The following is a 26,936-nucleotide window of genomic DNA, read 5'->3' on the forward strand; positions in this document are numbered from 1 at the left end:
GACACCGGATAGTAAGGACCGGGCATGCCTCCAGTGATCGAAATTTCGCGCGAGCACAACCCGTTCGCCACGACGGGCGTCTCCCGCGAACGCGACGGTATCCCGCGCTACGACGATCTGCCGGCCACGCTGCTCGACATGCTGGCCGAGCAGGTGGCCCAGCGTCCCGATAGCGAGGCAGTGGTTGAAGTGGGCGGCCGGCGATTGACCTACCGGCAGCTCTGGGACCGCGCCGCGCGGGTCGCTGGTGGGCTGCGGGCCGCCGGTGTGCGACGCGGTGACCGTGTCGCGGTGCGCTACCCCGCGGGCGTCGACTGGGTGTTGGCATTGTGGGGCACGGTGATGGCCGGCGGCATTGCGGTGGCGGTCAATACGCGCTCGGCGCAGCCAGAGGTCGACTTCGTGTTGTCCGATTCCGGGGCATTGGTGGATCTGGCGGCGGGCACGCCGCTGCCCGACGCCCAACCCTATGTCGCCGAAGGACTCACGCGTGGCGACGCGGCCGCGATCTTCTACACCTCGGGGACCACCGGGCACCCCAAAGGAGTGCCGACCACCCACGAGGCGTTTGTCGTCAACACCGAGAATGCGATCCGGTGCTCGGGAATTCCACCGGACCTCGGCGAAGAGATGCGCACCCTGATCTCGGTTCCGCTGTTTCATGTGACCGGTTGCAACACACAGCTTTTGGTATCCATCCGGGCGGGGGGAACCTCGGTGATCCTGCCGGCGCTGAATCTGGACGAACTGATCGCCACGGTGGCCGCCGAGCGTATCTCACAGCTGTTGACTGTTCCAGCGATCTACTCTCTAATGTTGCGGCACAAGCAATTTGGTACTACGGATGTGTCCGGCGTCCGCTGGGTGGGCTACGGTGGCGCACCTACCGCGCCTTCGATGGTGCGGTCGATCAAGGACGCGTTCCCGCGGGCCACGGTGTTCAATGGCTACGGCATGACCGAGTCGGCCTCCCTGTTGACCGTGCTACCCGACTCGTATGCGATCGAGCACGCCGACTCGGTCGGCTACGCGGTCCCATCGGTGGATCTCGGCGTGATCCCCGGCGGTGACGATCCTGGTGTTGGCGAATTGGTGGCGCGCGGAGCCAACATCACGGCCGGCTATTGGAACCGGCCCCAGGCCACCGAGGCCACCATCGTCGACGGGTGGCTGCACACCGGCGATGTGGTCCGGGTCGATGCCGCGGGCCGGGTGCACATCATCGACCGGCTCAAGGACATCATCAACCGCGGCGGCGAGAACGTCTCCAGCGTGGAGGTTGAGGGGGTGCTGCTGGGCGCACCCAACGTCGCCGATGCCTGTGTGCTGGCGGTGCCCGACGAGGTGATGGGAGAAAAGGTCGGAGCCGTGCTGTTCGGCGGCGAGGCGCAGATCGACGTGTCGGCCGTGCTCGAGCATTGCCGTGCACAACTCGCCGACTTCAAGGTTCCGCAGTACGTCACAATCGCTTCAGAAGCGTTGCCACGCAATGCCGGTGGAAAGCTGCTCAAAGCCAAGCTTCGCAACGCGATGCAATGGGGCGAACCGCTGCGATGAATGCGACGTTGCTGATCGCCAACCGAGGCGAGATCGCCCTTCGGATCATCCGCACCGCAACCGAATTGGGCATGCCGACGGTTGCGGTCTACGCCGAAGACGATGCCGAGAGCCCGCACGTGCATGCGGCCGACGAAGCGATTGGTCTGCCGGGCAGCGGACCCGACGCCTACCTGGACCAGTCTGCGATTCTGGCGGCGGCGAAAAACGCCGGCGCGCACCTGATTCATCCGGGTTATGGCTTCCTTTCCGAGAACGCCGAATTCGCTCGTACCTGCGCGGCCGCCGGTTACACGTTCATCGGGCCGGATGCCGATGTGCTCGAGACGGTCGGCAATAAATCCTCGGCACGCGCCGCCGCCATGGCCGCGGGTGTGCCGGTGCTGCCGGCGACCGACGGGCCCAGCAGCGTCGAGGATGTCCGGGCATTTTTCGCCGCTCGAGGCGGGGCGGTCATGATCAAGGCAGTGGCCGGCGGGGGTGGACGCGGGATGCGCCGCGTGGACAGCGCGGATCAGATCGACAACGCCTACCGCCAGTGTGCGGCGGAGGCGCAACGGGGATTCGGCAACCCGGCCGTGTTCGCCGAGGCGCTCGTCGACGACGCCCGGCATATCGAGGTGCAGATCGTCGCCGCGCCGGCCGGGCCGAGAACGCATGCACTTGCGCTGGGCGATCGTGACTGCAGCATCCAGCGGCGCTACCAAAAGATCGTTGAAATAGCTCCCGCACAAGGGATTTCGGATACGCTACGCCGCGAGCTACATCTGGCGGCGGCCCGGTTGTGCGGGCGGGCCGGTCTGCGCGGACTGGCCACCGTCGAATTCCTGGTCACCGGTCAAAAATTCGTCTTCCTTGAGATCAACCCCCGCATTCAGGTCGAACACACGATCACCGAGGAAACCACCGGGGTCGATCTGGTGGCCGCCCAGCTCGCCATCGCCGGCGGCGCCTCCTACTACGAGTTGGGGTTGCCGTCCGGAATCGCTTCTGACGGTGAGGAAGTCATCGGCGAGCCCGCTGCCCGGCGCGGCATCGCGATACAAGCGCGGGTCAACATGGAAACCCTGACGGCGGACGGCAGCGTGGTGCCCGCGGCGGGTGCCTTGACGGTGTTTTCGCCACCGAGCGGTCCCGGAGTCCGGGTGGATACCTTCGGCCGTACCGGCCTGGCATTGAGCACGCGCTACGACTCGCTGCTGGCCAAGGTCGTCACCCATGTCCGCGGATCCTCGTTCGCCGCAGCGCTGCGTAAGTCGCGGACCGCGCTGGCCGAATTCGGGGTAGAGGGTGTCCGGACCAACATCAATTTCCTGCAGGAGCTGTTGTCTGACAGCCAGATTGAGTCGGGTGTGGTGACGACGAACTTCCTCGACGCGAAGCTTCCCGCGCTGGCGGCCGCGGCGCTGACCCACGAGCATGACATCCGGATGGCCTCCGTCGAGCTGTATCCCGGTGAAGAGGCGCTGCGTGCCCAGCTGGCCGGCACCGTGGTGGAGATGGCGCCCGAGGGCACCGAGGCGTCGCCCGGTGATCAACTGGTCGTGCTGGAAGCGATGAAAATGCAGCATGTGCTCGTCGCGCCGGACGCGCTGTGCACAGTCCGCAATCTCGTGGCGCCCGGCCAGGTCGTCGGAACCGGAGACCCGCTGGTGGTCTTCGCACTCACCGGGGACAGCGGAGGCGGCGAGTCCGCCAGCGCCGCTGTCGATCTCGACCAGCCCCGTGCCGACCTGGACGAGGTCCGTCGGCGCCACCTGCTCACCCTTGACGAGGGCCGCCAATCGGCGGTCGCCAAGCGACACAGGCAGGGCCGTCGCACCGCCCGGGAGAACATCGCCGACCTGATCGACGACGGCAGCTTCGTCGAATACGGCGCGCTGGCCATCGCCGCGCAACGCAGCCGGCGCACGGACGAGGATCTGATTGCCAACACCCCGGCCGACGGTCTGGTTGCCGGCTTGGCGACCATCGGCGCCGACCGATTCGGGCGGGCTGCCGCCGAGGCGGTCGTGGTGTCTTACGACTACACCGTGCTGGCCGGAACGCAGGGCATGCGCAACCATGCCAAGACGGACCGGGTGTTCGACGTGGCCGCTCGAAAAGGGTTACCAGTGGTGCTGTTCGCCGAAGGTGGCGGCGGGCGGCCCGGAGACACCGACGTCGGTGGGGCGGCCGGGCTGGACGTGCCGACGTTTCGAGCGCTCGCCGGGCTGCGCGGTCGGGTGCCGTTGGTGTCCATCGTGTCCGGGCGTTGCTTCGCCGGCAACGCCGCACTGGCCGGGGTGTGCGATGTGATCATCGCGACCCCGGACGCCAACATCGGGATGGGCGGGCCGGCGATGATCGAGGGCGGCGGGCTCGGGGTATACCCTCCCGATGCGATCGGCCCTATCGACGTGCAGCGCCACAACGGGGTGGTGAGCCTGGTCGCGCGGGACGAGGCGCACGCGGTGTCGCTGGCCAAGCAGTATCTGTCGTATTTTCAGGGCAGCGTCGGCGACTGGGCAGCGCCCGAGCCGCGTCTGGCCCGACATGTGGTGCCGGAGAACCGGTTACGCGCCTACGACGTGCGCCGCGCGATCGAGTCCATCGTCGACATCGGCTCCGTCCTTGAGCTGCGCCCCGACTACGGCGTCGGCATCGTGACCGCACTCGTGAGGGTCGAAGGTGTGGCATATGGACTGCTGGCCAACAGCAGTCATCACCTCGGCGGCGCGATCGATGCCGAGGCCGCCGACAAGGCCGGCGACTTTCTCACGATGTGCGAATCGTTTCGGCTATCGGTGATTTCGTTATGTGACACACCGGGATTCATGGTCGGACCGGACGCGGAAAAGCAGGCCGCGGTTCGCCGGTTCGGCCGGATGTTCGTGCTGGGTGCCCGGCTGACCGTGCCGCTCGGAATGATCATCTTGCGTAAGGGGTATGGATTAGGCGCAATGGCCATGGCGGGCGGCTCCTTTCACGCCCCGCAGTTCACCGTCGCCTGGCCGACGGGGGAGATCGGCGGCATGGGTCTGGAAGGCGCGGTGCGCCTGGGCTATTCCAAGGAGCTGGCCGCGGCGGCCGATGCCGGCGAGCGCGAGCAACTATTCGAAAAGCTGGTCGCGGCGGCCTACCAACACGGCAAGGCACTGCGGGCCGCCACGACCTTCGAGCTGGACGACGTAATCGACCCTTCAGACTCCCGGGCCTGGATCACCAGGTTGGGAGTCTGAAGGGTCGTGTCGAAGGGTTATCAGGCGTGGCCGGATCCGCAGCCAACGCCGGGCAGACATCCGGTGCCGCCCGGAACGCCACCCGGGCCGGCGTTCTGGCCGCCGGAGCCGCAGCCGACGCCGGGCACGCAGCCTTGCCCACCCGGACCGCCGCCCGGGCCGCCGTTCTGGCCACCGGATCCGCAGTTGCCGTTGGCGTCGCAACCGCCGCCGCCCGGGTCGTCCTTGAAGACGATGTGGGTGGGCGCCGGGCTGGTCATGGCCGGGGCGGTCGCAAAACTATCCGCCGCGGCCATTGGTGCAGCGGCGATCGCGGCAGCAACAGCGCCGCCGATGACTAGTGGTTTCAGGAGGGTCAATTTCGCTAACATGCGACTCGCATACCACGCACGCGTGCGGATAAAACCTCTCGATGAAAATTGATTGCAATCGACGTTCTTCGCTAACTCGGGCCCCACAAAACAAAAGGTGTACAACGATGACCACACTGGATCTGACCGGCCGTACTGCGATCGTCACGGGGGCCTCGCGCGGAATCGGGCTGGCTATTTCGCAACAGCTGGCGGCCGCGGGCGCCAATGTGGTGCTGACCGCGCGCAAACAGGAAGCGGCGGACGCGGCCGCGGCTGAAGTGGGGGAACGGGCGCTGGGCGTCGGTGCTCACGCGGTCGATGAGGACGCCGCGCGCAACTGCGTGCAGCTCACCCTGGAAAAGTTCGGCAGCGTCGACGTTTTGATCAACAACGCGGGTACCAACCCGGCGTACGGTCCGCTGATCGACCAGGATCACGCGCGGTTCAGCAAGATCTTCGACGTCAATCTTTGGGCACCATTGCTGTGGACATCGCTGGTGGTCAAGGCATGGATGGGCGAGCACGGTGGCGCCATCGTCAACACCGCGTCCATCGGCGGGCTGCATCAATCGCCGGCGATGGGGATGTACAACGCCACCAAGGCAGCGCTGATCCACGTCACCAAACAACTGGCCCTGGAGCTGTCGCCGCGCGTGCGAGTCAATGCCATCGCTCCGGGCGTCGTTCGCACCAAATTGGCCGAGGCGCTGTGGAAGGACCACGAGGATCCATTGGCATCGCAGATCGCGCTCGGTCGCATCGGCGAGCCCGTCGACGTGGCCAACGCGGTCGCGTTCCTGGTCTCCGACGCGGCGAGCTGGATCACCGGCGAGACGATGGTGATCGACGGGGGCCTACTGCTGGGCGGCGCGCAGGGCTTCCAAATGCGGCCCGAGGACGACCGGTGAGTAGCGAAGATCTGGATGCGCGGGTAGAGGCACTATTGGACGAGCACGACCCGGCGACCACCGACCCACGCGATTTCCTTGGCGCGCAATTCGATGCCGGGCTGGCCTGGGTCCACCTGCCGCCGGGGTTCGGCGGCTTGGACCTGCCGCGCAAAGCCCAGGAGTACGTCGACACGCAGCTCGCCGCGGCCGGCGCGCCGGTGGGCGGCACGGTGAAGAACTACATCGGCATGGGCATGGCGGCGCCCACGATCGCGGCCTTCGGCACCGACGAGCAGAAGCGAAAGTTCTTGCGTCCGTTGTTCACCGGCGAACAGATCTATTGCCAGTTGTTCAGCGAACCCGGTGCCGGATCGGACCTGGCCGGGGTGGCCACCCGCGCGGTCCGCGACGGTGACGACTGGATCGTCAACGGTCAGAAGGTGTGGACGTCGCAGGCGCAGAACGCTCAGATGGCTATCCTGGTCGCCCGCACCGACCCGTCGGTACCCAAACACGCTGGCCTGACTTACTTTCTGTGTGACGTGACCCAACCCGGCGTCGAGATCAGGCCGCTGCGCCAGATCACCGGCGAGGCCGAATTCAACGAGGTGTTCCTGACCGATGTCCGGGTGCCCGACGCGAATCGGCTCGGCCCCGTAGGCGGTGGCTGGCGGGTCGCGACCACGACACTGAACAACGAGCGGGTCGCGATCGGTTCTCGTTCCGGTGTGCCCCGCGAAAGCGGCCACATCGGCAAGGTGGCCACAGTGTGGCGAAACGAGCCCGCACTGCGTGATCCCGCTATGCACGACGAACTGATGCGTCTGTGGGTCGAGGCGGAGGTGCTGCGGCTGGCCGGCGAACGGTTGGGGCAGCAGGCCAGCACCGGTCAGCCCGGGCCGGAGGGCGCGGGCATGAAGATCGCCTTTGCGACGCTGGCGCAGGCGATCTCGGGCTTCGAGATCGAAATGCACGGCGAGGCGGGACTGCAGTACGACGACTGGACCATGCGCAGACCCGAGACGGTCGACCTGGTCGGTCGTGAACCCGGTTACCGGTATCTGCGCGCGCGGGGCAACTCGATCGAGGGGGGTACGTCAGAGATCTTGCGCAACACCATCTCCGAGCGAATTCTCGGGCTACCCGGCGAGCACCGCGTCGACAAGGACAGGCCGTGGTCGGACCTGGAAAAGGGGGTTCGATGAGCATCGGTGATCTGCTGTACTCCGACACCGAGGACGCCCTGCGGGATAGCGTTCGTCGCCTGTTCGCCGACCGGTGCCCACCCGAGCTGGTGGCCCGGGCGTATGATTCAGCGCCACAGGACTTTTCCGATGTGTGGCGGCTGCTGGCCGGTGACTTGGGGGTAGCCGGCCTGCTAGTGCCGGAGTCGCGTGGCGGTGCGGGCGCCAGTGCCCGCGAGGCCGCGGTGGTGATGGAGGAGATCGGTCGCGCGGTCGCGCCGGTGCCGTTTCTGTCCAGCGCGGTGCTCGCGACGGTCGCACTGTTGCGTGCCGGCGACACCGAAACCCTGTCCGCGCTGGCCCAGGGGGAGCAGACCGCCGCGCTGGTGGTTGCGCTGTCGACTGCTCCCGGCGATCCGGTCGCGGGGGTGAGCGCCGGCACCGACGGTTTGACCGGGATCGTCAGCAGCGTGGCCGGCGCCGCCGAGGCCGACGTATTGGTGGTGCCGGTCGCGGGCACCGACGGCCTCGAGTTGCACACCGTCTCCGGTAGCGCGGCTGGGGTCGAAGTGTCACCGCTACTGGCCTTGGATATGACGAGACCCCTTGCGAATGTCCAGTTTTCGGCGACGCCGTCAATCCGCGTCGGGCCGGCGGGTGAGGCGGTGGCCGCGGCGCTGCAGACTGGTGCCGCGCTGTTGGCGTCCGAGCAACTCGGGGTGGCGCAGTGGTGTTTCGAGACCACGCTGGCTTATGTCAAGCAGCGCAAGCAATTCGGTCGCGCGATCGGGTCCTACCAGGCGATCAAGCACCGGTTGGCGGATCTATGGTTCGAGGTCGGGTCGGCGACGGCCGCGGCGCGCTACGCCGCGGACACCTGCGCCCGGGAAGATCCCGACGCGAGCATCGCCGCGGCCGTAGCGCAGGCTTACTGCAGCGGTATCGCGGTGCATGCGGCCGAGGAGTGTGTGCAGCTGCATGGGGGCATCGGCATGACGTGGGAGTATCCGGCCCATCTGTACCTCAAGCGGGCCAAGAGCGATCAGTTGGCCTTCGGCACCGCCTACCGCCATCGGGCCCGGCTGGCCGCTCTGGTCGACCTGCCGATCTCGTAATCGCCATGCGGGTGCTGTTGTCGACGTACGACACGCGCGGCGGCGTCGAACCACTGCTGGCAGTCGCGGTGCAGCTGCGGGCACTCGGCGCCCAGGCAGTGGTGTGCGCGCCGCCAGACGACGAATTCACCGAGCGGGCAGCCGCTTTCGGGATTCCGCTGGTGGGATTCGGTCCGTCGGTGCGCGCGATGACAACCGCGGCGGCGCAGTCCTCGGAGGCGGACGTGCGCGCGCATGTGCTGGGTCTGCTCGCCGCGCAGTTCGACACGGTCGCTGCCGCGGCGCAGGGGTGCGACGCGATAGTGGCGACCGCCCTGGTCTGGACGGCGGCCGGCGCACGCTCGGTGGCCGAGAAACTCGGCATCCACTACGTCTACGGCAGCTATCACCCGACCCACCTGCCGTCGCCTTATCACCCGCCGCCGGAGTTTGTCGGCCGGGCAATGGGGACCAGCGAGATCGACCACCGGATGATGTGGAACCACAACGCCCACAACGCCAACATGTTGTTCGGTCCGACGCTCAACAGTCACCGGGCGGCGATCGGTCTGGCCCCGGTGGACGACGTGCGGGGCTACGCCTACACCAACCGCCCGTGGCTGGCGGCCGACCCGACGCTTGGCCCGTGGCAGCCGCTCGCGGATCTGCCCGTTGTGCAAACCGGCGCCTGGGTGCTGCGCGACGAACGCCCCCTATCGGCCGAGCTGCAGGAGTTCCTGGACGCCGGCACGCCGCCGGTGTATCTGGGCTTCGGCAGCATGCCGCTGTGGGGTTCCAAGGACGTCGTCCCGATGGCGATCGAGGCCATTCGCGCCCAGGGCAGGCGGGTGCTGCTGTCGCACGGCTGGGCCGAGCTGGTCCCCATCGACGACCGCGATGACTGCCTGGCCGTCGGTGAGGTCAATCAGCAAGCGCTGTTCGGGCGGGTGGCCGCCGTCGTGCACCACGGCGGCGCGGGCACGACGACGACGGCGGCGCGCGCCGGCGTGCCTCAGCTCGTCGTGCCGCAGGGGGCCGACCAGGTGTATTGGGCCTGCCGGGTGGCGGAGCTGGGCATCGGTACCGCGTGTGACGGCCCGACGCCGCCGCCGGGCTCGCTGCCGGCCGCGCTCGAGATGGTCCTGACCGACGAGACCCGCGCCCGGGCGAACGCGGTGGCGGCCATGACCCGCGATGACGGCGCCGCGGTGGCCGCCAGGTTGTTGCTCGACGCGGTGAGTCAGGCAAAGCGTTAGCGCGGCAGCGCCGACGCGAAGAGCTCCGTCATCGCCTGCCAATGCCGCTGCGCGGCGGCCTCGTCATAGGGCGCGTTGTCCGGGACCGCGAAGCCGTGGGCCGCGGAGTACCACTCGATGGTGTGCCGCACGCCGGCCGCGTTCAGCGCCTTGTCAAGCTGTTCGGCGTGGTCGGGGGTGAACGACGCATCGTTCTCGGCGCCGCCGACGTAGACCGTGGCGGTCATCTTCTCGGCCAGCAGGTGCGGGCTGTCGGCGGTGTCAGAGACCAGGCCGCCGCCGTGGAAGGACGCCGCGGCCGCGACGCGGTCGGGAATCCGGCCGGCCACCATCACCGAGATTCGCCCGCCCATGCAGTAGCCGCACACGCCGAAGCGTTCACCGGACACCTCGGGACGGTCCGCCAGGTAATCGAAGAACGCGCGGCCGTCGCTGGTGATCTTGTCCGGCGTCAGGCTGCCGATCATCGAAAACAGGCGCTTGCGTTCCTGTTCGTCGCCGAACACGCTGGCCATGTCGAACGGGGCCCAGCCGGCGTCGCGGTAGTACACGTCCGGCAGCAGCACCGTGTAACCGAATCCGGCCAGCTTGGCCGCCATCTGCTGGAAGGTGTCGCGCACTCCGCCGGCGTCGGGATACATGATCACGCCCGGGTGGGGGGCTTGGGTGTCCGGACCTCCGGGGGTGAACAGATGGACCGTGCAGGTCCCGTCGGCGGTGGTGATGGTGTCGGTGATGTTCGGCATGGCACCCGTTCTACTCCGTGCGATCGCCGCTAGATTTTTTGGCGTCGACCCGCCGCGCCCGGCTTCGCCGCGCTTGCGATCGCCGCTAAGCTTTCCGCGTGCCGATCCCCACGCCCTACGAGGACTTACTGCGGCTGGTCCTCGAGACGGGTTCGGTCAAATCGGACCGCACCGGCACCGGGACCCGCAGCCTGTTCGGCCATCAGTTGCGCTACGACCTGTCGTCCGGCTTCCCGCTGCTGACCACCAAGAAGGTCCACCTCAAATCGGTGGTCTACGAGCTGTTGTGGTTCCTGCGCGGCGACTCCAACGTCGGCTGGCTACAGCAGCACGGCGTCACGATCTGGGACGAATGGGCCAGCGACACAGGCGATCTCGGCCCCATCTACGGCGTGCAGTGGCGATCCTGGCCGACCCCGTCAGGTGAGCACATCGACCAGATCAGCGCCGCGCTGGAGTTGCTGCGCACCGACCCGAACTCCCGGCGCAACATCGTCTCGGCCTGGAACGTCGGCGAAATCCCGCAGATGGCCCTGCCGCCGTGTCACGCGTTCTTCCAGTTCTACGTGGCCGACGGCAGGCTCAGTTGCCAGCTCTACCAGCGCAGCGCGGATTTGTTCCTCGGCGTGCCGTTCAACATCGCCAGCTATGCGCTGCTGACCCACATGATGGCGGCCCAGGCCGGCCTGGGTGTCGGCGAGTTCGTCTGGACCGGCGGCGACTGCCACATCTATGACAACCACGTCGAGCAGGTGCGCACGCAGCTCAGTCGCGATCCGCGGCCGTATCCGGAACTTGTTTTGGCCCAACGGGATTCGATCTTCGACTACACCTACGACGACATCGTCGTGAAGAACTACGACCCGCACCCGGCGATCAAAGCTCCCGTCGCTGTATGACGCACCTCGGTTTGGTGTGGGCTCAGTCCACATCCGGTGTCATCGGCCGCAAGGGCGACATCCCCTGGAACGTGCCCGAAGACCTGGCCCGCTTCAAGCAGGTGACTGTGGGCCACACGGTGGTGATGGGCCGGCTGACCTGGGACTCGTTGCCGGCCAGGGTGCGGCCGCTGCCCGGCCGCCGCAATATCGTGCTGTCCCGCCGCAGCGACTTCGTCGCCGACGGAGCCGAAGTGGTCGACTCCCTGGACACGGCCCTGACCGACCCCGAAACCTGGGTGATCGGCGGTGCCCAGGTCTACCAGCTCGCGTTGCCGCACGCCGCACGATGCGAGGTCACCGAGATCGAGATCGACCTGATCCGCGAGGACGAGGACGCGCTGGCGCCGGTGCTCGACGAGACATGGGTCGGCAAGACGGGCGAATGGCAGGTCAGCCGCTCGGGCCTGCGGTATCGGTTCCACAGCTATCGTCGGTCCTGAGCGCTCGCCCCGGCGGCGCGTCTGCGTCAGTGGTCGGGCCTGACATACTCGACGGGGTCGGTGGGGTCGGCGCGAGGCGGTTTACGGAATTTCCAGGGAGGGGAAATCGGCAGTGATCACCGAACCGGCGATGGCATTCGGCCGCAAGTTCATGGGCTATGACGCGGCCGCGGTCGATGCGCACATCGAGATGTTGACCACCAAGCAGAATCTGCTGCACAACGACGTCGAGAGCCTGCGGGCCCGGCTGCGGGATTCCGGCGAGGAAGCGGCCGCACTGCGCAAGGAGGTCGCGGCGCTCACCGACACCTCACCCGCGCCGCACGCGATGCAACAGCGGATGGCAAAGATGCTGAGCCGCGCCGTCGAGGAGATTTCCGAGATGCAGGCCGAGGCACGGGCCGAGGCGGCGGCGCTGATCGCGGCGGCCGAAGCGGAAATCGAGGCCGAGCAACGAAAGCACCGCGAGGTGTTGGCGGATTTGGCCGCGCAGCAAAAGGCCATGGAAGCCGAGTACCGCGAAACCAGGAAAACGCTCGAGGCCGAACTGGCCAGCATGCGCGACGACGCCCAAAAGGCGCGTGAGCAGCTGCTTGCCGACGCCAAGGAGCGAGTCGAACGGGATCGTGAGCAGGCCCGGCGCGCGGTGAACGCCGCATGCGACCAGCGGATCAAGGTGCTCGAACAGCTGATGGGCGTCTACCGCGACCTGGAAACGGTTCCGGCCGCACTCGAGGCGGCGTACCACGAACAGAAGAATCCGCCGAAGGCCGACGCCGCGGCATCCGCGGACGAGAAGGTCAGCGCGGGGTGAGCCTTCGCTGAGGGCGGCCGGTTGACCGGTATTCTCGGCGCGTGTCGAGCAGGAGGCTGACCGCCGCGCAGGCCCGGCGGATAGCCGTTGCGGCCCAAGGGTTTACCGAGCCGCGGCCCCGCGGCGAGATCACTCGTGCCCACCTGCGCCGACTGATCTCGAGAATCCAAGTGCTGCAACTGGATTCAGTCTCGGTGGCGGTGCGGGCGCACTACGCTCCAGTGTTCAGCCGGCTCGGTCCCTACGACCGCGACGTGCTGGACCGCGCCGCGTGGGGCCCACGCTCGTCGCGACTGCTCGCCGAGTACTGGGCGCACGAGGCCGCGCTGATGGCCGTCGACGACTGGCCGCTGCTGCGCTGGCGGATGCGCCAGTACCGGCACGGCCGGTGGGGCACCCACATCGTCAAGGCCAACCCGAAGCTCGCCGACAAGATCGTCGACGCGGTCAGCGAACTCGGGCCCAGCACCGCCGGCCAGATCGAGGCCCATCTCGAGGCCGAAACGTCGGGGCCCCGGGGAAGCTGGTGGGGCAGCCGCAGCGACACCAAGTGGGTGGCCGAAGCGCTGTTCGCCGCCGGAGTGCTCAGCACCGCGACCCGGGTCGGGTTCGCCCGGCACTACGACCTGGTGGAACGAGTGCTGCCGGCCGACGTGCTGGCCCGCCAGGTCGACGACGCCGAAGCCATCCGCGAGCTCAGCCTGCGCGCGGCCGGCGCACTGGGCGTGGCCACCGAGGCCGATATCCGCGACTACTTCCGGTTATCCGCGCAGCAGGTCAAACCGGCGATCGCCGAGCTGATCGCGGCCGGCCAGATCGAGCGGGTGCAGGTCGACGGCTGGTCCGCGCCCGCGTATCTGCACGCCGGTCGCAGCGTGCCCCGGCTGGATCGCGGCACCGCGCTGCTGTGCCCGTTCGACCCGTTGATCTTTTTCCGGCCCCGGGTGCAGCGGCTGTTCAATTTCCACTACCGCATCGAGATCTATGTGCCGGCCCGGCAACGAAGGTACGGCTATTACGTGTGGCCGCTGCTGGTGGACGGCGAGCTGAGGGCGCGGGTCGATCTGAAGGCCGACCGTGCCGCCGACACGCTGCGGGTGGTGGGTGCGTTCGGCGAGCCCGCCGAAGCCGATCGAGTGCCGCGCTCCCGGGTGGCCGCCGCGCTGGCCGGCGAGCTGGAGTCGATGGCGTCGTGGCTTGGCCTGGGCGGGGTCACCGTCTCGGGCCGCGGCGACTTGGCCACGGAATTGCGCACTGCCACCAAGCGGGTCGGCGGATGACGCCATCCAAGGAGCTCAAAGCAACGCTGTGGAAAGCGGCCGACAAGTTGCGCGGATCCCTGTCGGCAGGTCAGTACAAGGACGTCGTGCTCGGGCTGGTGTTCCTCAAGCATATTTCCGAGCCGCACTGGAATACCTTGGTGGACAACGCAAAATCCGCTAGCGTCGGCCGGCTCGTGGACGACGCGATGGGCGCGGTGATGGCGGCAAACCCGGCCCTGGCCGGATTGCTGCCGCGGATCTACGAAGATCTCGACCAGCGCCGGCTCGGTGAGCTGGTCGAGCTGTTGGCGAACGTGCGACTGGACGGGCCGGGCCCCCGGGACCTGATGGGGGAGGTCTACGAGTACTTCCTCGGCAATTTCGCGCGTGCGGAAGGGAAGCGGGGCGGCGAGTTCTTCACCCCGCCCAGCGTGGTGCGACTGATCGTGGAGGTGCTGGAACCGGCGCGCGGGCGGGTGTACGACCCGTGCTGCGGCTCCGGCGGCATGTTCGTGCAGACCGAGAATTTCGTCGCCGCCCGCGACGGCGACCCCAAGGACGTCCGCATCTACGGTCAGGAGGGCGTCGAACAAACCTGGCGAATGGCGAAGCTGAACCTCGCCATTCACGGGATCGACAACGCGGGCCTGGCCCAGGGTGACACGTTCGTCGACGACCTGCACTCCGGCGTGTGTATGGACTACGTGATGGCCAACCCGCCGTTCAACATTAAGGATTGGGCCCGCGACGAGCACGATCCGCGGTGGCGCTTCGGTGTTCCCGCGGCCGGCAACGCCAACTTCGCCTGGATTCAGCACATCCTGGCCAAGCTGGCACCGGGCGGTCGGGCCGGGGTGGTGATGGCCAACGGCTCGATGTCGTCGAATGCGATCGGGGAGGGCGATATTCGCGCTCGGATCGTCGACGCGGACCTGGTGTCCTGCATGATCGCACTGCCCGCCCAGCTGTTTCGCAGCACCGGAATACCGGTGTGCCTGTGGTTTTTTGCGATGGACAAAGGCGACCGCTCGGGCCAGGTGCTGTTCATCGACGCCCGCGGGCTGGGCTATCTCGTCGATCGGGCGCAACGCGCGCTGACCGATGAGGAGGTCATCCGGATCAGCGACACCTACCACGCCTGGTCCGGGTCGCCGTCGGCGAAAAGTGCTATATATGAGGATATTCCGGGATTCTGCAAGTCCGCATCGCTGGACGACATCGCCGCCGCGGGTTACCTGCTCACGCCGGGGCGCTACGTCGGTACACCGACAGCCGCCCAGGACGCGGAGCCGGCCGACGAGAAGATCGCACGGCTGACCCGGGACCTTTTGGCGGCGCTGGATGAATCCGCGCGAATGGAAACGGTGGTGCGAGAGCAGGTGCGTCGCTTGTGCTGAAGGCGACGCTGGGGGAGTACCTCGACTTCCGCACCGGAAGCGGTGCGCCGGTCCGGGTGCCCGATGGGCGGTTTCCCGTCTACGGTGCCAACGGCGCGATCGGGTATGCGGCACAGTCCAACGCGAGTGGCCCGCTGATCGTGCTCGGTCGCGTCGGATCGTATTGCGGCAGCCTGCGGTACTGCGATTCCGATGTGTGGGTCACCGACAACGCGCTGGTGTGCCGGGCCAAAGAGCCTGCCGAGACCCGCTATTGGTATTACGCACTGCAAACCTGCCGGCTGGGCGATCACCGGGCCGGCTCGGGCCAACCGCTGCTCAATCAGGCGATTCTGCGCGACGTTTCGGTGCGGACCGTCCCGGGACGCCAGCGGCAACGGATTGCCGCACTGCTCGGCGCGTTCGACGACAAAGTGGCGGCCAACGAACGCGTGGTCGAGGCTGCCGAGCGGCTGATGCTGGGCCTCGTCGAGCCGATCCGCGACCACGTACCTCTGTCGAGCCTGGCGCGACTCTCCACGGCCGTTCGCAAACCGCGGCAATTCGACGGCGTCGTCGCGCATTTCAGTCTTCCGGCGTTCGACGACGGCGCCACCGCGCGGCTGGTCGAGCGGGCGAGGGTGAAAAGCGGCAAGTTCGAGCTGTCGCAACCGTGCGTGCTGTTCGCCAAGCTCAACCCGCGGATTCCGCGTATCTGGAATGTCGTGCAATTGCCCTCCGAAATGGCAGTGGCGAGTACGGAATTCGCCGTGCTCACACCCAACGGCGTCGATGCCTCGGCGCTGTGGGCCGCGGTAGCCCAATCCGACGTCTCGCAGCGACTGCAGCAGCAGGCCGCCGGAACGTCGACTAGCCGCCAACGCATCTCGTCGCGAGATCTGATGGATGTCGAGGTGCGCGACGTAAGGCGCCTGACCGCAGATGCGGCACAGACGATCACCGCTGCGGGTGCGCTGTGTCACGCGCGGCGCGGCGAATCCCTGCGGCTGGCGGGTTTCCGCGACGCCCTGCTGCCGTTGCTGATGTCGGGCAAGGCCCGGCTGGGTTAGATTGCCCGGCTCCTCCTCCCGCCGCCCCGCGGCGCGCATCGTCGCCGGGCTAAGGTAGGCGCCGTGGCCGAGACCGCGCCGCTGCGCGTGCAACTGATCGCCAAGACCGAGTTCTTGGCACCACCGGACGTGCCGTGGACCACCGACGCCGACGGCGGCCCGGCGCTGGTCGAGTTCGCCGGGCGCGCCTGCTACCAGAGCTGGTCGAAACCCAACCCCAAGACCGCCACCAACGCCGGTTACATCAAACACATCATCGACGTCGGCCACTTTTCGGTGCTCGAGCACGCGAATGTGTCGTTCTACATCACCGGCATCTCGCGGTCGTGCACGCACGAACTGATCCGGCACCGCCATTTCTCCTACTCGCAGCTTTCGCAGCGCTACGTGCCTGAGGTGCAGTCGCAGATCGTGGTGCCGCCGGGCATGGCGGACGACCCCGAACTGCGGGAGATCCTGGCCGCGGCCGCCGACGCCAGCCGCGCCACCTACACCGAACTGCTGGCCAAGCTCGAGGCCAAGTTCGCGGCGGGTCAGCCGACCGAAAAAATGAGTGCGCTGCGTCGCAAGCAAGCGCGCCAGGCGGCCCGCGCGGTGCTGCCGAACGCCACCGAGACCCGCATCGTCGTGACCGGGAACTACCGGGCCTGGCGCCACTTCGTCGCGATGCGCGCCAGCGAGCACGCCGACGTGGAGATCCGGCGGCTGGCCATCGAATGCCTGCGACGGCTCGTCGACGTCGCGCCGGCGGTGTTCGCCGATTTTGAGATCTCTACCCTGGCCGATGGCACCGAGGTCGCGACCAGTCCGCTGGCGACCGAAGCCTGAGCCGCGCGGCGGCGAAATCGGGTTGGCACCGACAGGTAATCTTGCACCCGTGAGTTCTGTCGGATTCGATGCCCCTGCGCGTCTGGGAACCTTGCTGACCGCAATGGTGACGCCGTTTGGCGCCGATGGTTCGCTTGACACCGCCGCCGCGGCGCGCGTGGCACACCACCTGGTGGACGCCGGTTGCGACGGCCTGGTCGTCTCGGGAACCACTGGTGAATCGCCGACCACCACCGACGACGAGAAGCTCGAGCTGCTGCGCGTGGTCCTGGAAGCCGTGGGCGATCGGGCGCGAGTCATCGCCGGAGCGGGCACCTACGACACCGCGCACAGCATCAAGCTGGCCAAGGCCAGCGCGGCCGAGGGCGCACACGGGCTGCTGGTGGTCACGCCGTACTACTCGCGGCCGCCGCAGCGCGGGCTGATCGCGCACTTCACCGCCGTCGCCGACGCCACCGAACTGCCGGTGCTGCTGTATGACATCCCGCCGCGGTCGGTGGTCCCGATCGAGTCCGACACGATCCGCGTCCTGGCGTCGCACCCGAACATCGTCGGGATCAAGGACGCCAAGGCCGATCTGCACAGCGGCGGCCAGATCATCGCCGAAACCGGGTTGGCCTACTACTCCGGAGACGACGCGCTCAACCTGCCCTGGCTGGCGATGGGTGCGACGGGCTTCATCAGCGTGATTTCTCACCTCGCCCCGAGCCAGCTTCGGGAGTTGTTGTCCGCCTTCGGTTCCGGGGACATCGCGACCGCCCGCAAGATCAACGTCGCGGTCGCGCCGCTGTGCAACGCGATGGGCCGCCTGGGCGGAGTGACGCTGTCCAAGGCGGGTCTGCGCCTGCAGGGCATTGACGTCGGCGATCCCCGGCTGCCGCAGGTGCCGGCGACGCCGGAGCAGATCGACGCGCTGGCCGCCGACATGCGCGCGGCCTCGGTACTGCGGTGACCCAAAGGGTGGTCTGAAAGTGGATGTCGACCTCGGCCCGCCCGGTCCGCTGACCGCAGGTGGGTTGCGGGTGACTGCGCTCGGCGGCATCGGCGAAATAGGCCGCAATATGACGGTTTTCGAGCATCTGGGCCGGCTGCTGATCATCGACTGTGGCGTGATGTTTCCCACCCACGACGAGCCCGGTGTCGACCTGATCCTGCCCGATCTGCGCCACATCGAAGACCGGCTCGACGACATCGAGGCGCTGGTCCTGACGCATGCGCACGAGGACCACATCGGCGCAATCCCATTCCTGCTGCGGCTGCGGCCCGACATCCCGGTCGTCGGCTCCAAGTTCACCCTGGCGATGGTTGCCGCGAAGTGCCGCGAGCACCGAATCAAGCCGGTGTTCGTCGAAGTCAAAGAGGGCCAGAGCAGCCGCCACGGCGTGTTCGAGTGCGAATACTTCGCGGTGAATCACTCCATCCCGGACGCGCTGGCCATCGCGGTGTACACCGGCGCGGGAACCGTTTTGCACACCGGCGATATCAAGCTCGACCAACTACCGCTGGACGGTCGGCCCACCGACCTGCCCGGCATGTCGCGGCTCGGCGGCGCCGGTGTGGATCTGTTCCTGTGTGACTCGACCAACTCCGAGATCCCCGGCGTCGGGCCGTCGGAGAGCGAGGTGGGCCCGACGCTGCACCGGCTGATCCGGGGCGCCGAAGGCCGGGTGATCGTGGCATGCTTTGCCTCCAACGTCGACCGGGTACAGCAAATCATCGATGCCGCAGTGGCTTTGGGCCGGCGAGTGTCGTTCGTCGGACGCTCGATGGTGCGCAACATGAGCATCGCCCGCGACCTGGGCTTCCTGCGGGTCAACGACTCCGACCTGATCGACATCGGGGCGGCAGAGATGATGGCGCCCGAGCGGGTGGTGCTGATCACCACCGGAACTCAGGGCGAGCCGATGGCGGCGTTGTCCCGGATGTCGCGCGGCGAGCATCGCAGTATCACGCTGACCGCGGGGGACCTGGTCGTGCTGTCGTCGTCGTTGATCCCGGGCAACGAGGAGGCCGTCTACGGCGTGATCGACGCGCTGGCCAAGGTCGGCGCCCGAGTGGTCACCAATGCCCAAGCCCGAGTGCATGTTTCGGGCCACGCCTACGCGGGCGAACTGCTCTTCCTCTACAACGGGGTGCGGTCGCGCAATGTGATGCCGGTGCACGGCACCTGGCGCATGTTGCGCGCCAACGCCAAGCTGGCCGCCTCCACCGGGGTTCCGGAGGAGTCAATCCTGTTGGCGGAGAACGGCGTCAGCGTCGACCTGGTCGGCGGCAGGGCATCGATCGCCGGAGCGGTACCGGTCGGCAAGATGTTCGTCGACGGGCTGATCACCGGCGACGTCGGCGACATCACCCTGGGCGAGCGGCTGATTCTGTCCGAAGGCTTCGTCGCGGTGACCGTGGTGGTAACCCGCGGCACCGGACGGCCGGTGGCGACGCCGCACTTGCACTCGCGCGGGTTCTCCGAGGATCCCAAGGCGCTCGAGCCGGCGGTGCGCAAAGTCGCCGAAGAGCTCGAAGCGCTGGTCGCCGACAACGTCACCGACCCGATCCGGATCGCGCAAGGCGTACGGCGCACCGTCGGCAAGTGGGTGGGCGAAACCTATCGCCGCCAGCCGATGATCGTGCCGACGGTCATCGAAGTGTGACGCGGTTACGCGAAAGATACACTGCCGCAGTACTATTCCGTTTTCAGCGACTTTCAGGCCAAGCCCAATAAGCTATTGAGCGACCCGGTGACTTCGGCGAGTGACGCGACCAGGCGCTCGTCGTCGGCGTCGCCGGCCGCGGTCGCGGCGGCCTCTGCTCTGCGCAGTGCGTCGTTGATGCGCTGCTCGACCGCCTCGGCGCCCAGCCTGAGCAGGCCCGGCTCGATGGTGAGGTCGGTCAATACCAGGTGCCCGTCCACGGTCACTTCGACGGTTTCGGTCTCGTCGGTGACCGTGTAGGCATCGGTGTTCGTTCGATGGATATGGTCGTCGATGATCGACTGAAATTGCTGTGCTTGCCGCAACGCCTCAGCGACCTGCGGGTGCATTTGGGCGGTCATCAGTGCCGTCCTTCCCTTGTCAGGAACCGTATTTTTGGGGACTGAACTGGTGACGTATTTCGATCCAGTATCTCGTCAAGTTTAAAGCGAATTATCCGTTGCGAATGCATCTGTTTCGACAGCGTTTTTTGAGTGGATCCAATTTTCATATGCCGTTGGTGGCGTCAAAAAATTGGTGCGGGGGCGGCGTCAGGAGCCGTGTTACGTTTCGTATGTGCAACTGTTGCCTAGGTGCAACGTTGCCGTTCGAATGAAGGGAATCTCCGATGTCTATCTTTGCTTCTGCCGCCAGGTGCATCACCAGCCTGGCCAACCTGGGTCAGCAAGGCGCCGGCCTGGGCCTCGATTTCAGTGGCTGGAGCGGCTCTACGCCGGGCGCTGAGGGCTATGCGGCCACGGCGACCAATACCGCTGCCGACCTGGGGTCCTTCGGGGCCGCCATCGGCGGCAGGGTGATCGCTCAGAACTTCAAGTCCCTGTCTACAGGTGCCAAGTTCGACACGATCGCTCGAATGGGTGGAGAAAAGGGAGTGAACGACTTCGGCAAGGCGGTCAGCATCATCTCCTGGACCATCACCACCGTCCAGCTTTTGCAGCTGACGACCGGATTCGGAACGCCTTATGACGGCGCTGCCCTGCAGACCGGTTCGCAGCAATTCACTTCGCTCGCCGGGCAGCTGCAGTCCGCGCTGCCCGACAGCGGTTGGGTGGGCGACGCGTCGCAAGCCTATGCCGACCTGGACGCGGCGCTGCAGAGTGCGGCGCAGCAAATGGCCGAGCTGGACAGCCAGCTGGCGGCCCTGGTGAAAAACCAGGGCGAGTGGGTCACCCATATGCAATTGGCTTTCAGCATATTGAACGGTCTCCTCACCACGGCCCTGATCATCGAGCTGATTCTCACGGTGGCGGTGCCGGCGCCAGCCGGTCCCGCCGTGGCGAAAATCTTCGCGATCACGGTTGCGAGTTTGGGAATTTCGGCCGCCGTGAGCTTCCTGGGCACTTTGCTCGGCTATTCGATCGAGAACGGCAAAAAGGCGGATGCGCTGGCCGACAGCTACGCGGCCCTGGTCGCAGGGATCGTTCAAAACGATTCTGTCGCTCGGGCGACGGTGACCGTCGCCGGCCAGTCCAACTCCGCCGTGTCGAGCTTCGAGGCCATCTCGGCCGGTCTGTCCGGGCCGTCCGTGACTGCCGGCGCGCCGGCAGTCGCGCCGCCGGCCGCCGATCGCGCGCAGCAACGCGTGCCGGGTGACGTCGCGGCACCGGCTGCACCCCCCGCGCCCGCGGCACCGGCAGCGCCCGCGGCACCGGCAGCGCCCGCTTACGCGCCTGCGTCCGCGCCCACGGGCACCATGCCCACGCTGGTTCAGGCCGCCGCAATGTCCGGCACCAACCTGTCCGGCCGGGTGGCGCAGCCCGAAAGCCTGGTCAACCAGGCCAAGGCGCAGGTGCGCCAACTTGCCCAGCCGGACCCGCAGGAAGACGCCGCGGTACCCGCCAACGAGGTCCACACCGACGAGGGTGCGGGCACGAGTCGGGCGGCACAGGGAACCGAGCGCGCACCGATCGGGGCGACACCGGGGGCCACCGCACCAGCGGATCAGCCAAGCTCGTCTCAGCGCAGCGCGTGATTCGTTGCGGACCAACGTGATTCAGCAGGATTCAAGGAGAAGTAACCATGACTGATCTAGCCGTCACCCCAGAGCACCTCGACAAACTGGCGACCAAGCAAGACCAAGCGGCTACCCAGGCCACCACCGCGGGGTCTGCGGGCTCCAATGTAGAAGTAGCCGTGTGGGTCACCCACGGTGTCGTCAGCGGGGCGTCCAACGTTGCCTTCACCAAAGCCGTTGCCGCGCGGAAGAAGACGGCCGACGCGATGAGCAAGGCGTCGACCGGGCTTGCCGGCAAGCTGCGCACCGCGAAGGCCGTTTACGGAAACGCCGACGACGAAGCGGGCAAGAGTATCGACCGACAGCTCCTGGATCGCTGATCACGTCGAAACGCGTTAGACCTTCTCGGCGTAGGCCGACCATTCCAGTTGTGACGCTTTGAGTTTGCGGCCGGTGGGTGCGACGTAACGCGCGACCAGTTCGTCGGGTCCGGCCTGCTCGACCAGCCGCCAGCCGTATTCGGCGATGAAGTCGGCGACCTCGTCGGGCTGCAGGCCGAAATGCCAAAGTTTTTTGCGCTGGCGCACGGTCCGATACAACGTGCGGGTGCCGTAGCGATTCGTCCCGTCGATGAAGTCGCGGCGGACGTAGGTGAACACCAGCCGGCTGCCCGACGCGGCGGCGCGCAGTCCGTCGAGCGTTCGGCGCACGCCCTCTTCGGTGAGGTACTGCGTGACGCCTTCGCAGACGAAAAAGGCCCGGTAGTCGGTGCGATAGCCGTGCTCAGCCAGGGCGGTGAGCAGGTCATCGCGCTCAAAATCCAAGGCCACCAATCGAACCGAGAGGGGCGGACCGCCCAGAACCCGCCGCAGCGTCTTGGCCTTGCGGGCGATGTTGACCGGCAGGTCCACTTCGAAAACAGGCATTCGGACCCGCCGGTTCAGCAGGTAGGCGCGGGTGTCCAGCCCGGCGCCGAGGACGACCACCGCGTTGATGTCGTCGAGCGACTCGGTGATCTTGTCAGCGATGAAACGCTTGCGGCAGGCCAGGTTTGCCCACAGGCCGGGGCCGCTGAATTCCGATGCGCGAATCATCAGGCGGCGGATCGGCGTGGCCCGGGTGGTCGCGACCAGCCAGCGCAGCGGCGCCGGCAAGAATAGATCCGCGAGGTCGTCGTCGACCAGCCGACGCCCGGCCGGTTCGTTCTGCTCGACGGCGGCCAGCACCACGGGGCCGAAAGCGGTCTGCGCAGCGGGGTTTCGTGCCATGTCAGCTACTTGTTCAAAAAGCCCGCGTCGACGGGCAAGGTGACGCCAGTGATGTAGCGCGCCTGGTCGGACACCAGCCATGCCACCGCGTTGGCGATATCCTCGACGTCCAGCGTCTCCACCGGCATGGCGTTACCCAGCGCTGCGGGCGCGTCGGTCGCCGCGGCCATCTCGGCCAGCCATTCGCGGGTGAACTCGTTGTTGATCATCGGCGTCTCCACACCGGAGGGGTGAATCGAGTTGACCCGAATCATATCCTTGGCAAGCAGATTCGCGTATATCCGCATCAACCCCACCACCCCGTGTTTGGCGGCGGCGTAGCCGACCGAACCGGCGTCCGCACTGCCGACGCCGGCCAGGCCGGCACTCGAGCTGATCAGCACGATCGACCCGCCGGTGCCTTGGGCGACCATGGTCGGTATCGCGGCCTTGATCGTGTGGTAGACGCCGGTGAGGTTGACGTCGATCACGTCGCGCCAGCCGTCGTCGCCGGATTGCATCGGCGCGATGCCGGCGTTGGCCACCACGATGTCGAGGCGGCCGAGCTCATCGATACCGGCCTGCACCGCGGCCGACAGCGATTCGCGATCACGCACATCGGCTTGTTTGGCGACGATGCGGGCGCCGGTGTCTTCGACGAGCTTGACGGTGGCCGCCAGGTCCTCGGGCGTGGCCAGCGGGTAGCGGACGCTCGCGATCTGCGCGCACAGGTCGACGGCGATCACGTCGGCGCCGTCGCTGGCCAGTCGCACCGCGTGCGCGCGGCCCTGACCGCGGGCCGCGCCGGTGATCAGCGCGACCTTTCCCTGCAGCGGGCCGCAGGCGGTCACCGCCGCAGTTGTCCCTTGTCCGCGTCGCCCGCGGGGACCGGCTGCAGCATCTTGATGTCGGGCGCGCCGGCGAGGTGCTCTCCGGCCGCGGTGAACATCTTGCCCACCGCCGGCGCGGTGCTGTGTACCTTCAGCGCCTCTTCATCGGCCCACTGCTCGACGAAGACGAAGGTCTCACCCGACTCGTGCACCGCATACAGCTGGCAGCCCGGCTCCGAGTGCACCTCCTCGGCCGCGGTCTTGAGGATGTCGCGGACGGTGTCAACCGACTCGGGCTTGACGGTCAAGGTGGCGACGACGACGACGGGCATGCGGAGCTCCTTGCGGGATGACGAAGGGGATGATTGTCACCCTACTCACGCGCCAGTGCCGGGCGTCGGCCTGCGTCCACCCGGTTGCAGGCCGCGGTCAGCGTCGTTTTCGGCCGTTTCGGCGTGCTGGGGCACGTCGGCGACTCAAATTGACACAGTTTTGTGACCCGTGTGGCAGATGGTGAATATGGGGCGAATGCGACTAGGCTAGACCTCATGGCTAGTAAGACCGCTGCCCGCTCCGGAACCCGAACGAGCAGGTCAAAGGCCACTTCGCGCTCCAGCGGGTCCCGAAGTGCGCGACCGGCACCTGCCCGCAAGAAGGCTGCCACGAAGGTGCGCAGGCCGGCCAAGCGGCACAACCGGTCGCTGCTCGTTGCCGCCGGGGTGACCGGCGGGCGCGCGATGCGGGCCACTTGGCTGATGGCGGCGCGGGGCACCGGGGGTGCGGCGCGGTCGATCGGGCGCGCCCGTGACATCGATCCGGGACACCGACGCGACGGAATCGCGCTGGTGCTGCTCGGCTTTGCCGTCGTGATCGCCGCGAGTTCATGGTTCGACGCCGCGCGACCGATCGGCGCGTGGGTCGACCAGGTGCTGCGCACGTTCATCGGAGCCGGCGTCCTGGCGCTGCCGGCCGTGCTCGGCGTGGTGGCGATTGTGCTGATGCGCACCCAGCCCAACCCCGAGGCGCGGCCGCGGCTGATTCTGGGCGCTGCCATGATCAGCTTTTCGCTGCTCGGCCTGCGCCACCTGTGGTCGGGTTCGCCCGGCGATCCCGAATTGCGGTGTCGCGCAGCAGGATTCGTCGGCTTTGCGATCGGCGGGCCGCTGGCCGACGGGCTGACGCCCTGGATCGCCGCGCCGCTGCTGTTCATCGGCGCACTGTTCGGGTTGCTGTTGCTGACCGGCACCACCTTGCGCGAGCTGCCCGAGATGATGCGGGCCCTGTTCGGCACCCCGTTCGTGGACGACCTGTACGCCGATGAGGACGACTACGACTACGACTACGACTACGACTATGCCGCCGACGACGAAGCGCGCGAAGACTTTTCCGACGGCTACTACGACGACGGCGCGCTCGACGAGGAGCCGAAGGTGTGGCCGTCGGCCGGCAAGCCCGCGGTCGTTCTCGACGACCCGTTGCCGGACGAAACGCCGACGGTTCCAGAACCCGCCTTGAAAGCCGGGGAAGCCAAGACCCGCCGTCGCGCCGCCAAGAAGCCGGACACCCCGGTGGTGGACCGGGTGGTCGAAGGCCCGTACACGCTGCCGTCGCTGGACCTGCTGGTCGCCGGTGACCCGCCGAAGAAGCGCAGCGCGGCCAACACGCAGATGGCCGAGGCCATCGGTGAGGTGCTGACCCAGTTCAAGGTCGATGCGGCCGTCACCGGCTGCACCCGCGGTCCCACGGTCACCCGCTACGAGGTGGAGCTGGGACCGGGTGTCAAGGTCGAGAAGATCACGGCGCTGCAGAAGAACATCGCCTACGCCGTGGCCACCGAGAGCGTCCGGATGCTGGCCCCGATCCCCGGCAAGTCCGCCGTCGGCATCGAGGTGCCCAACACCGACCGCGAGATGGTGCGGCTGGCTGACGTGCTCACCGATCCGTCGACCCGCCGCGATCACCACCCGCTGGTGATCGGACTGGGCAAGGACATCGAGGGCGAGATGATCTCGGCCAACTTGGCCAAGATGCCGCACCTGTTGGTGGCCGGCTCCACCGGTTCCGGTAAATCCAGCTTCGTCAACTCGATGCTGGTGTCGTTGCTGACCCGCGCCACGCCGGAGGAGGTCAGGATGATCCTGATCGACCCGAAGATGGTGGAACTGACGCCGTATGAGGGCATTCCACACCTGATCACGCCGATCATCACGCAGCCCAAGAAGGCGGCCGCCGCGCTGGCCTGGCTGGTCGAGGAGATGGAGCAGCGCTACCAGGACATGCAGGCGTCGCGGGTGCGCCACATCGACGACTTCAACGCCAAGGTGCGATCCGGCGCCATCACCGCGCCGCTGGGCAGCCAGCGCGAGTACCGGCCGTACCCGTATGTGGTCGCGATCGTCGACGAGCTGGCCGACCTGATGATGACCGCGCCCCGCGACGTCGAGGACGCCATCGTGCGGATCACCCAGAAGGCCCGCGCCGCCGGCATCCACCTGGTGCTGGCCACCCAGCGCCCGTCCGTCGATGTCGTCACCGGGCTGATCAAGACCAATGTGCCCTCGCGGCTGGCGTTCGCGACGTCGTCGCTGACCGACAGCCGGGTGATCCTGGATCAGCAGGGTGCGGAGAAGCTGATCGGCATGGGCGACGCCCTGTTCCTGCCAATGGGCGCCAACAAGACCGTCCGGCTGCAGGGCGCCTACATCACCGACGACGAGATCCACGCCGTCGTCAGCGCCTGCAAGGACCAGGCCGAACCCGAATACACCGACGGCGTCACCACCGCCAAGCCGACCGCCGAACGCACCGATGTCGACCCCGACATCGGAGACGACATGGACGTCTTCCTGCAGGCCGTCGAGCTGGTGGTGTCCAGCCAGTTCGGCTCCACCTCGATGCTGCAGCGCAAACTGCGCGTCGGCTTCGCCAAGGCCGGCCGGCTGATGGATCTGATGGAGACCCGCGGCATCGTCGGGCCCAGCGAGGGATCCAAGGCGCGCGAGGTGCTGGTCAAGCCCGACGAGCTGGCCGGGACGCTGGCGCTGATCCGGGGCTCCGGGGCTGGATCAGCGAACGCCGACGGCGGCGACCTCCCAGACGAGTAAGACGGCGAATAACGCCGAACGTGCACTGGCTGCGAGAAATCAGCCCACAACTCGCAGCCAG

General features: G+C 67.4%; 24 protein-coding genes. 18 read left to right on the plus strand and 6 right to left on the minus strand.

All coding sequences use genetic code 11. From position 1 onward, the window contains the following. Nucleotides 1-24 precede the first annotated feature (24 nt). Together MJO58_RS09590 and MJO58_RS09595 are read left to right on the plus strand one after the other, a co-directional pair. Nucleotides 25-1,557, plus strand: coding sequence for a class I adenylate-forming enzyme family protein (locus MJO58_RS09590; RefSeq protein WP_239722695.1), 1,533 nt, complete (start codon nt 25-27; stop codon nt 1,555-1,557). Further along, a complete protein-coding gene (locus MJO58_RS09595; RefSeq protein WP_239722696.1) occupies nt 1,554-4,778 on the plus strand; it encodes an acetyl-CoA carboxylase family protein in 3,225 nt (1,074 codons plus the stop codon). The genes MJO58_RS09590 and MJO58_RS09595 overlap by 4 nt, the downstream gene beginning before the upstream one ends. Nucleotides 4,779-4,798: 20 nt before the next feature. On the opposite strand, the gene MJO58_RS09600 is transcribed toward MJO58_RS09595, so the two are convergent. Next, a complete protein-coding gene (locus tag MJO58_RS09600) occupies nt 4,799-5,128 on the minus strand; it encodes a PE-PGRS family protein (protein ID WP_239723210.1) in 330 nt (109 codons plus the stop codon). Nucleotides 5,129-5,256: 128 nt separating this feature from the next. Here MJO58_RS09600 and MJO58_RS09605 point away from each other — a divergent pair, with 128 nt between their 5' ends. The 4 genes from MJO58_RS09605 to MJO58_RS09620 are packed head-to-tail and all read left to right on the plus strand — an operon-like array spanning nt 5,257 to nt 9,555. Beyond that, the gene (locus MJO58_RS09605) at nt 5,257-6,039 is read left to right on the plus strand and encodes an SDR family oxidoreductase (protein WP_239722697.1); all 783 of its coding nucleotides are present in this window, start codon (nt 5,257-5,259) and stop codon (nt 6,037-6,039) included. Further along, entirely contained in the window at nt 6,036-7,226 is a 1,191-nt protein-coding gene (locus MJO58_RS09610) for an acyl-CoA dehydrogenase family protein (protein WP_239722698.1), read from the plus strand. The genes MJO58_RS09605 and MJO58_RS09610 overlap by 4 nt, the downstream gene beginning before the upstream one ends. Continuing rightward, complete coding sequence (locus tag MJO58_RS09615) at nt 7,223-8,320, plus strand: acyl-CoA dehydrogenase family protein (protein WP_239722699.1); 1,098 nt, start codon at nt 7,223-7,225, stop codon at nt 8,318-8,320. Before MJO58_RS09610 ends, MJO58_RS09615 begins: the two co-directional genes overlap by 4 nt. A 5-nt stretch (nt 8,321-8,325) precedes the next feature. Next, nucleotides 8,326-9,555 carry a glycosyltransferase gene (locus tag MJO58_RS09620; RefSeq protein WP_239722700.1) on the plus strand — a complete coding sequence of 410 codons (1,230 nt, stop codon included), beginning with the start codon at nt 8,326-8,328 and terminating at the stop codon, nt 9,553-9,555. Here the strand turns inward: MJO58_RS09620 and MJO58_RS09625 are convergent. After that, nucleotides 9,552-10,301 carry a dienelactone hydrolase family protein gene (locus tag MJO58_RS09625; protein WP_239722701.1) on the minus strand — a complete coding sequence of 250 codons (750 nt, stop codon included), beginning with the start codon at nt 10,299-10,301 and terminating at the stop codon, nt 9,552-9,554. The two genes, MJO58_RS09620 and MJO58_RS09625, sit on opposite strands and share 4 nt — an antisense overlap. A 98-nt stretch (nt 10,302-10,399) precedes the next feature. Here MJO58_RS09625 and MJO58_RS09630 point away from each other — a divergent pair, with 98 nt between their 5' ends. The 9 genes from MJO58_RS09630 to MJO58_RS09670 all read left to right on the plus strand — a co-directional run bounded on the left by MJO58_RS09630 (nt 10,400) and on the right by MJO58_RS09670 (nt 19,680). After that, nucleotides 10,400-11,200, plus strand: coding sequence for a thymidylate synthase (locus MJO58_RS09630; protein ID WP_239722702.1), 801 nt, complete (start codon nt 10,400-10,402; stop codon nt 11,198-11,200). Continuing rightward, the gene (locus tag MJO58_RS09635; RefSeq protein ID WP_090601276.1) at nt 11,197-11,682 is read left to right on the plus strand and encodes a dihydrofolate reductase; all 486 of its coding nucleotides are present in this window, start codon (nt 11,197-11,199) and stop codon (nt 11,680-11,682) included. Before MJO58_RS09630 ends, MJO58_RS09635 begins: the two co-directional genes overlap by 4 nt. A 112-nt stretch (nt 11,683-11,794) precedes the next feature. Continuing rightward, entirely contained in the window at nt 11,795-12,496 is a 702-nt protein-coding gene (locus tag MJO58_RS09640; protein ID WP_239722703.1) for a cell division protein DivIVA, read from the plus strand. A 41-nt stretch (nt 12,497-12,537) separates the two neighbouring features. Then, nucleotides 12,538-13,776, plus strand: a complete 1,239-nt coding sequence (locus tag MJO58_RS09645) for a winged helix-turn-helix domain-containing protein (protein ID WP_239722704.1) — start codon at nt 12,538-12,540, stop codon at nt 13,774-13,776. Beyond that, nucleotides 13,773-15,155 (plus strand): class I SAM-dependent DNA methyltransferase, encoded by a 1,383-nt coding sequence (locus MJO58_RS09650; RefSeq protein ID WP_239722705.1) that lies wholly within the window; start codon nt 13,773-13,775, stop codon nt 15,153-15,155. The genes MJO58_RS09645 and MJO58_RS09650 overlap by 4 nt, the downstream gene beginning before the upstream one ends. Continuing rightward, nucleotides 15,152-16,204 carry a restriction endonuclease subunit S gene (locus MJO58_RS09655; RefSeq protein ID WP_090608714.1) on the plus strand — a complete coding sequence of 351 codons (1,053 nt, stop codon included), beginning with the start codon at nt 15,152-15,154 and terminating at the stop codon, nt 16,202-16,204. The genes MJO58_RS09650 and MJO58_RS09655 overlap by 4 nt, the downstream gene beginning before the upstream one ends. A 63-nt stretch (nt 16,205-16,267) precedes the next feature. Further along, entirely contained in the window at nt 16,268-17,032 is a 765-nt protein-coding gene (thyX, locus tag MJO58_RS09660) for an FAD-dependent thymidylate synthase (RefSeq protein WP_090601280.1), read from the plus strand. Nucleotides 17,033-17,081: 49 nt separating this feature from the next. Further along, nucleotides 17,082-17,984: a 4-hydroxy-tetrahydrodipicolinate synthase gene (gene dapA, locus MJO58_RS09665; RefSeq protein WP_090601281.1), complete on the plus strand. Its 903-nt coding sequence runs from the start codon at nt 17,082-17,084 to the stop codon at nt 17,982-17,984. Nucleotides 17,985-18,003: 19 nt separating this feature from the next. After that, on the plus strand, nt 18,004-19,680 hold the full coding sequence (locus MJO58_RS09670) for a ribonuclease J (RefSeq protein ID WP_239722706.1): 1,677 nt from the start codon (nt 18,004-18,006) through the stop codon (nt 19,678-19,680). Between the two features lie 53 nt (nt 19,681-19,733). Here the strand turns inward: MJO58_RS09670 and MJO58_RS09675 are convergent, their stop codons facing one another. Continuing rightward, nucleotides 19,734-20,081, minus strand: coding sequence for a YbaB/EbfC family nucleoid-associated protein (locus tag MJO58_RS09675; protein WP_239722707.1), 348 nt, complete (start codon nt 20,079-20,081; stop codon nt 19,734-19,736). A 266-nt stretch (nt 20,082-20,347) separates the two neighbouring features. On the opposite strand from MJO58_RS09675, the gene MJO58_RS09680 reads away from it, so the two are divergent. Together MJO58_RS09680 and MJO58_RS09685 are read left to right on the plus strand one after the other, a co-directional pair. Beyond that, nucleotides 20,348-21,712, plus strand: coding sequence for an EspA/EspE family type VII secretion system effector (locus MJO58_RS09680; RefSeq protein WP_239722708.1), 1,365 nt, complete (start codon nt 20,348-20,350; stop codon nt 21,710-21,712). A gap of 47 nt (nt 21,713-21,759) precedes the next feature. After that, the gene (locus MJO58_RS09685; protein ID WP_239722709.1) at nt 21,760-22,074 is read left to right on the plus strand and encodes an ESX-1 secretion-associated protein; all 315 of its coding nucleotides are present in this window, start codon (nt 21,760-21,762) and stop codon (nt 22,072-22,074) included. A gap of 15 nt (nt 22,075-22,089) precedes the next feature. Here the strand turns inward: MJO58_RS09685 and MJO58_RS09690 are convergent, their stop codons facing one another. From MJO58_RS09690 to MJO58_RS09700, 3 genes are read right to left on the minus strand one after another with little or no spacing between them, the layout of a single operon-like run. Further along, a complete protein-coding gene (locus MJO58_RS09690) occupies nt 22,090-22,962 on the minus strand; it encodes an SAM-dependent methyltransferase (protein ID WP_090601286.1) in 873 nt (290 codons plus the stop codon). 5 nt (nt 22,963-22,967) lie between these two features. Next, nucleotides 22,968-23,792 (minus strand): mycofactocin-coupled SDR family oxidoreductase, encoded by an 825-nt coding sequence (locus tag MJO58_RS09695; RefSeq protein ID WP_239722710.1) that lies wholly within the window; start codon nt 23,790-23,792, stop codon nt 22,968-22,970. Further along, nucleotides 23,789-24,103, minus strand: a complete 315-nt coding sequence (locus MJO58_RS09700; protein ID WP_090601288.1) for a putative quinol monooxygenase — start codon at nt 24,101-24,103, stop codon at nt 23,789-23,791. The genes MJO58_RS09695 and MJO58_RS09700 overlap by 4 nt, the downstream gene beginning before the upstream one ends. Before the next feature lie 216 nt (nt 24,104-24,319). Between MJO58_RS09700 and MJO58_RS09705 the strand changes: the two genes are divergently transcribed. Then, nucleotides 24,320-26,875, plus strand: a complete 2,556-nt coding sequence (locus tag MJO58_RS09705) for an FtsK/SpoIIIE family DNA translocase (protein WP_239722711.1) — start codon at nt 24,320-24,322, stop codon at nt 26,873-26,875. Nucleotides 26,876-26,936: the final 61 nt, after the last annotated feature.

Source organism: Mycobacterium lentiflavum (assembly GCF_022374895.2).
Classification (GTDB): domain Bacteria; phylum Actinomycetota; class Actinomycetes; order Mycobacteriales; family Mycobacteriaceae; genus Mycobacterium; species Mycobacterium lentiflavum.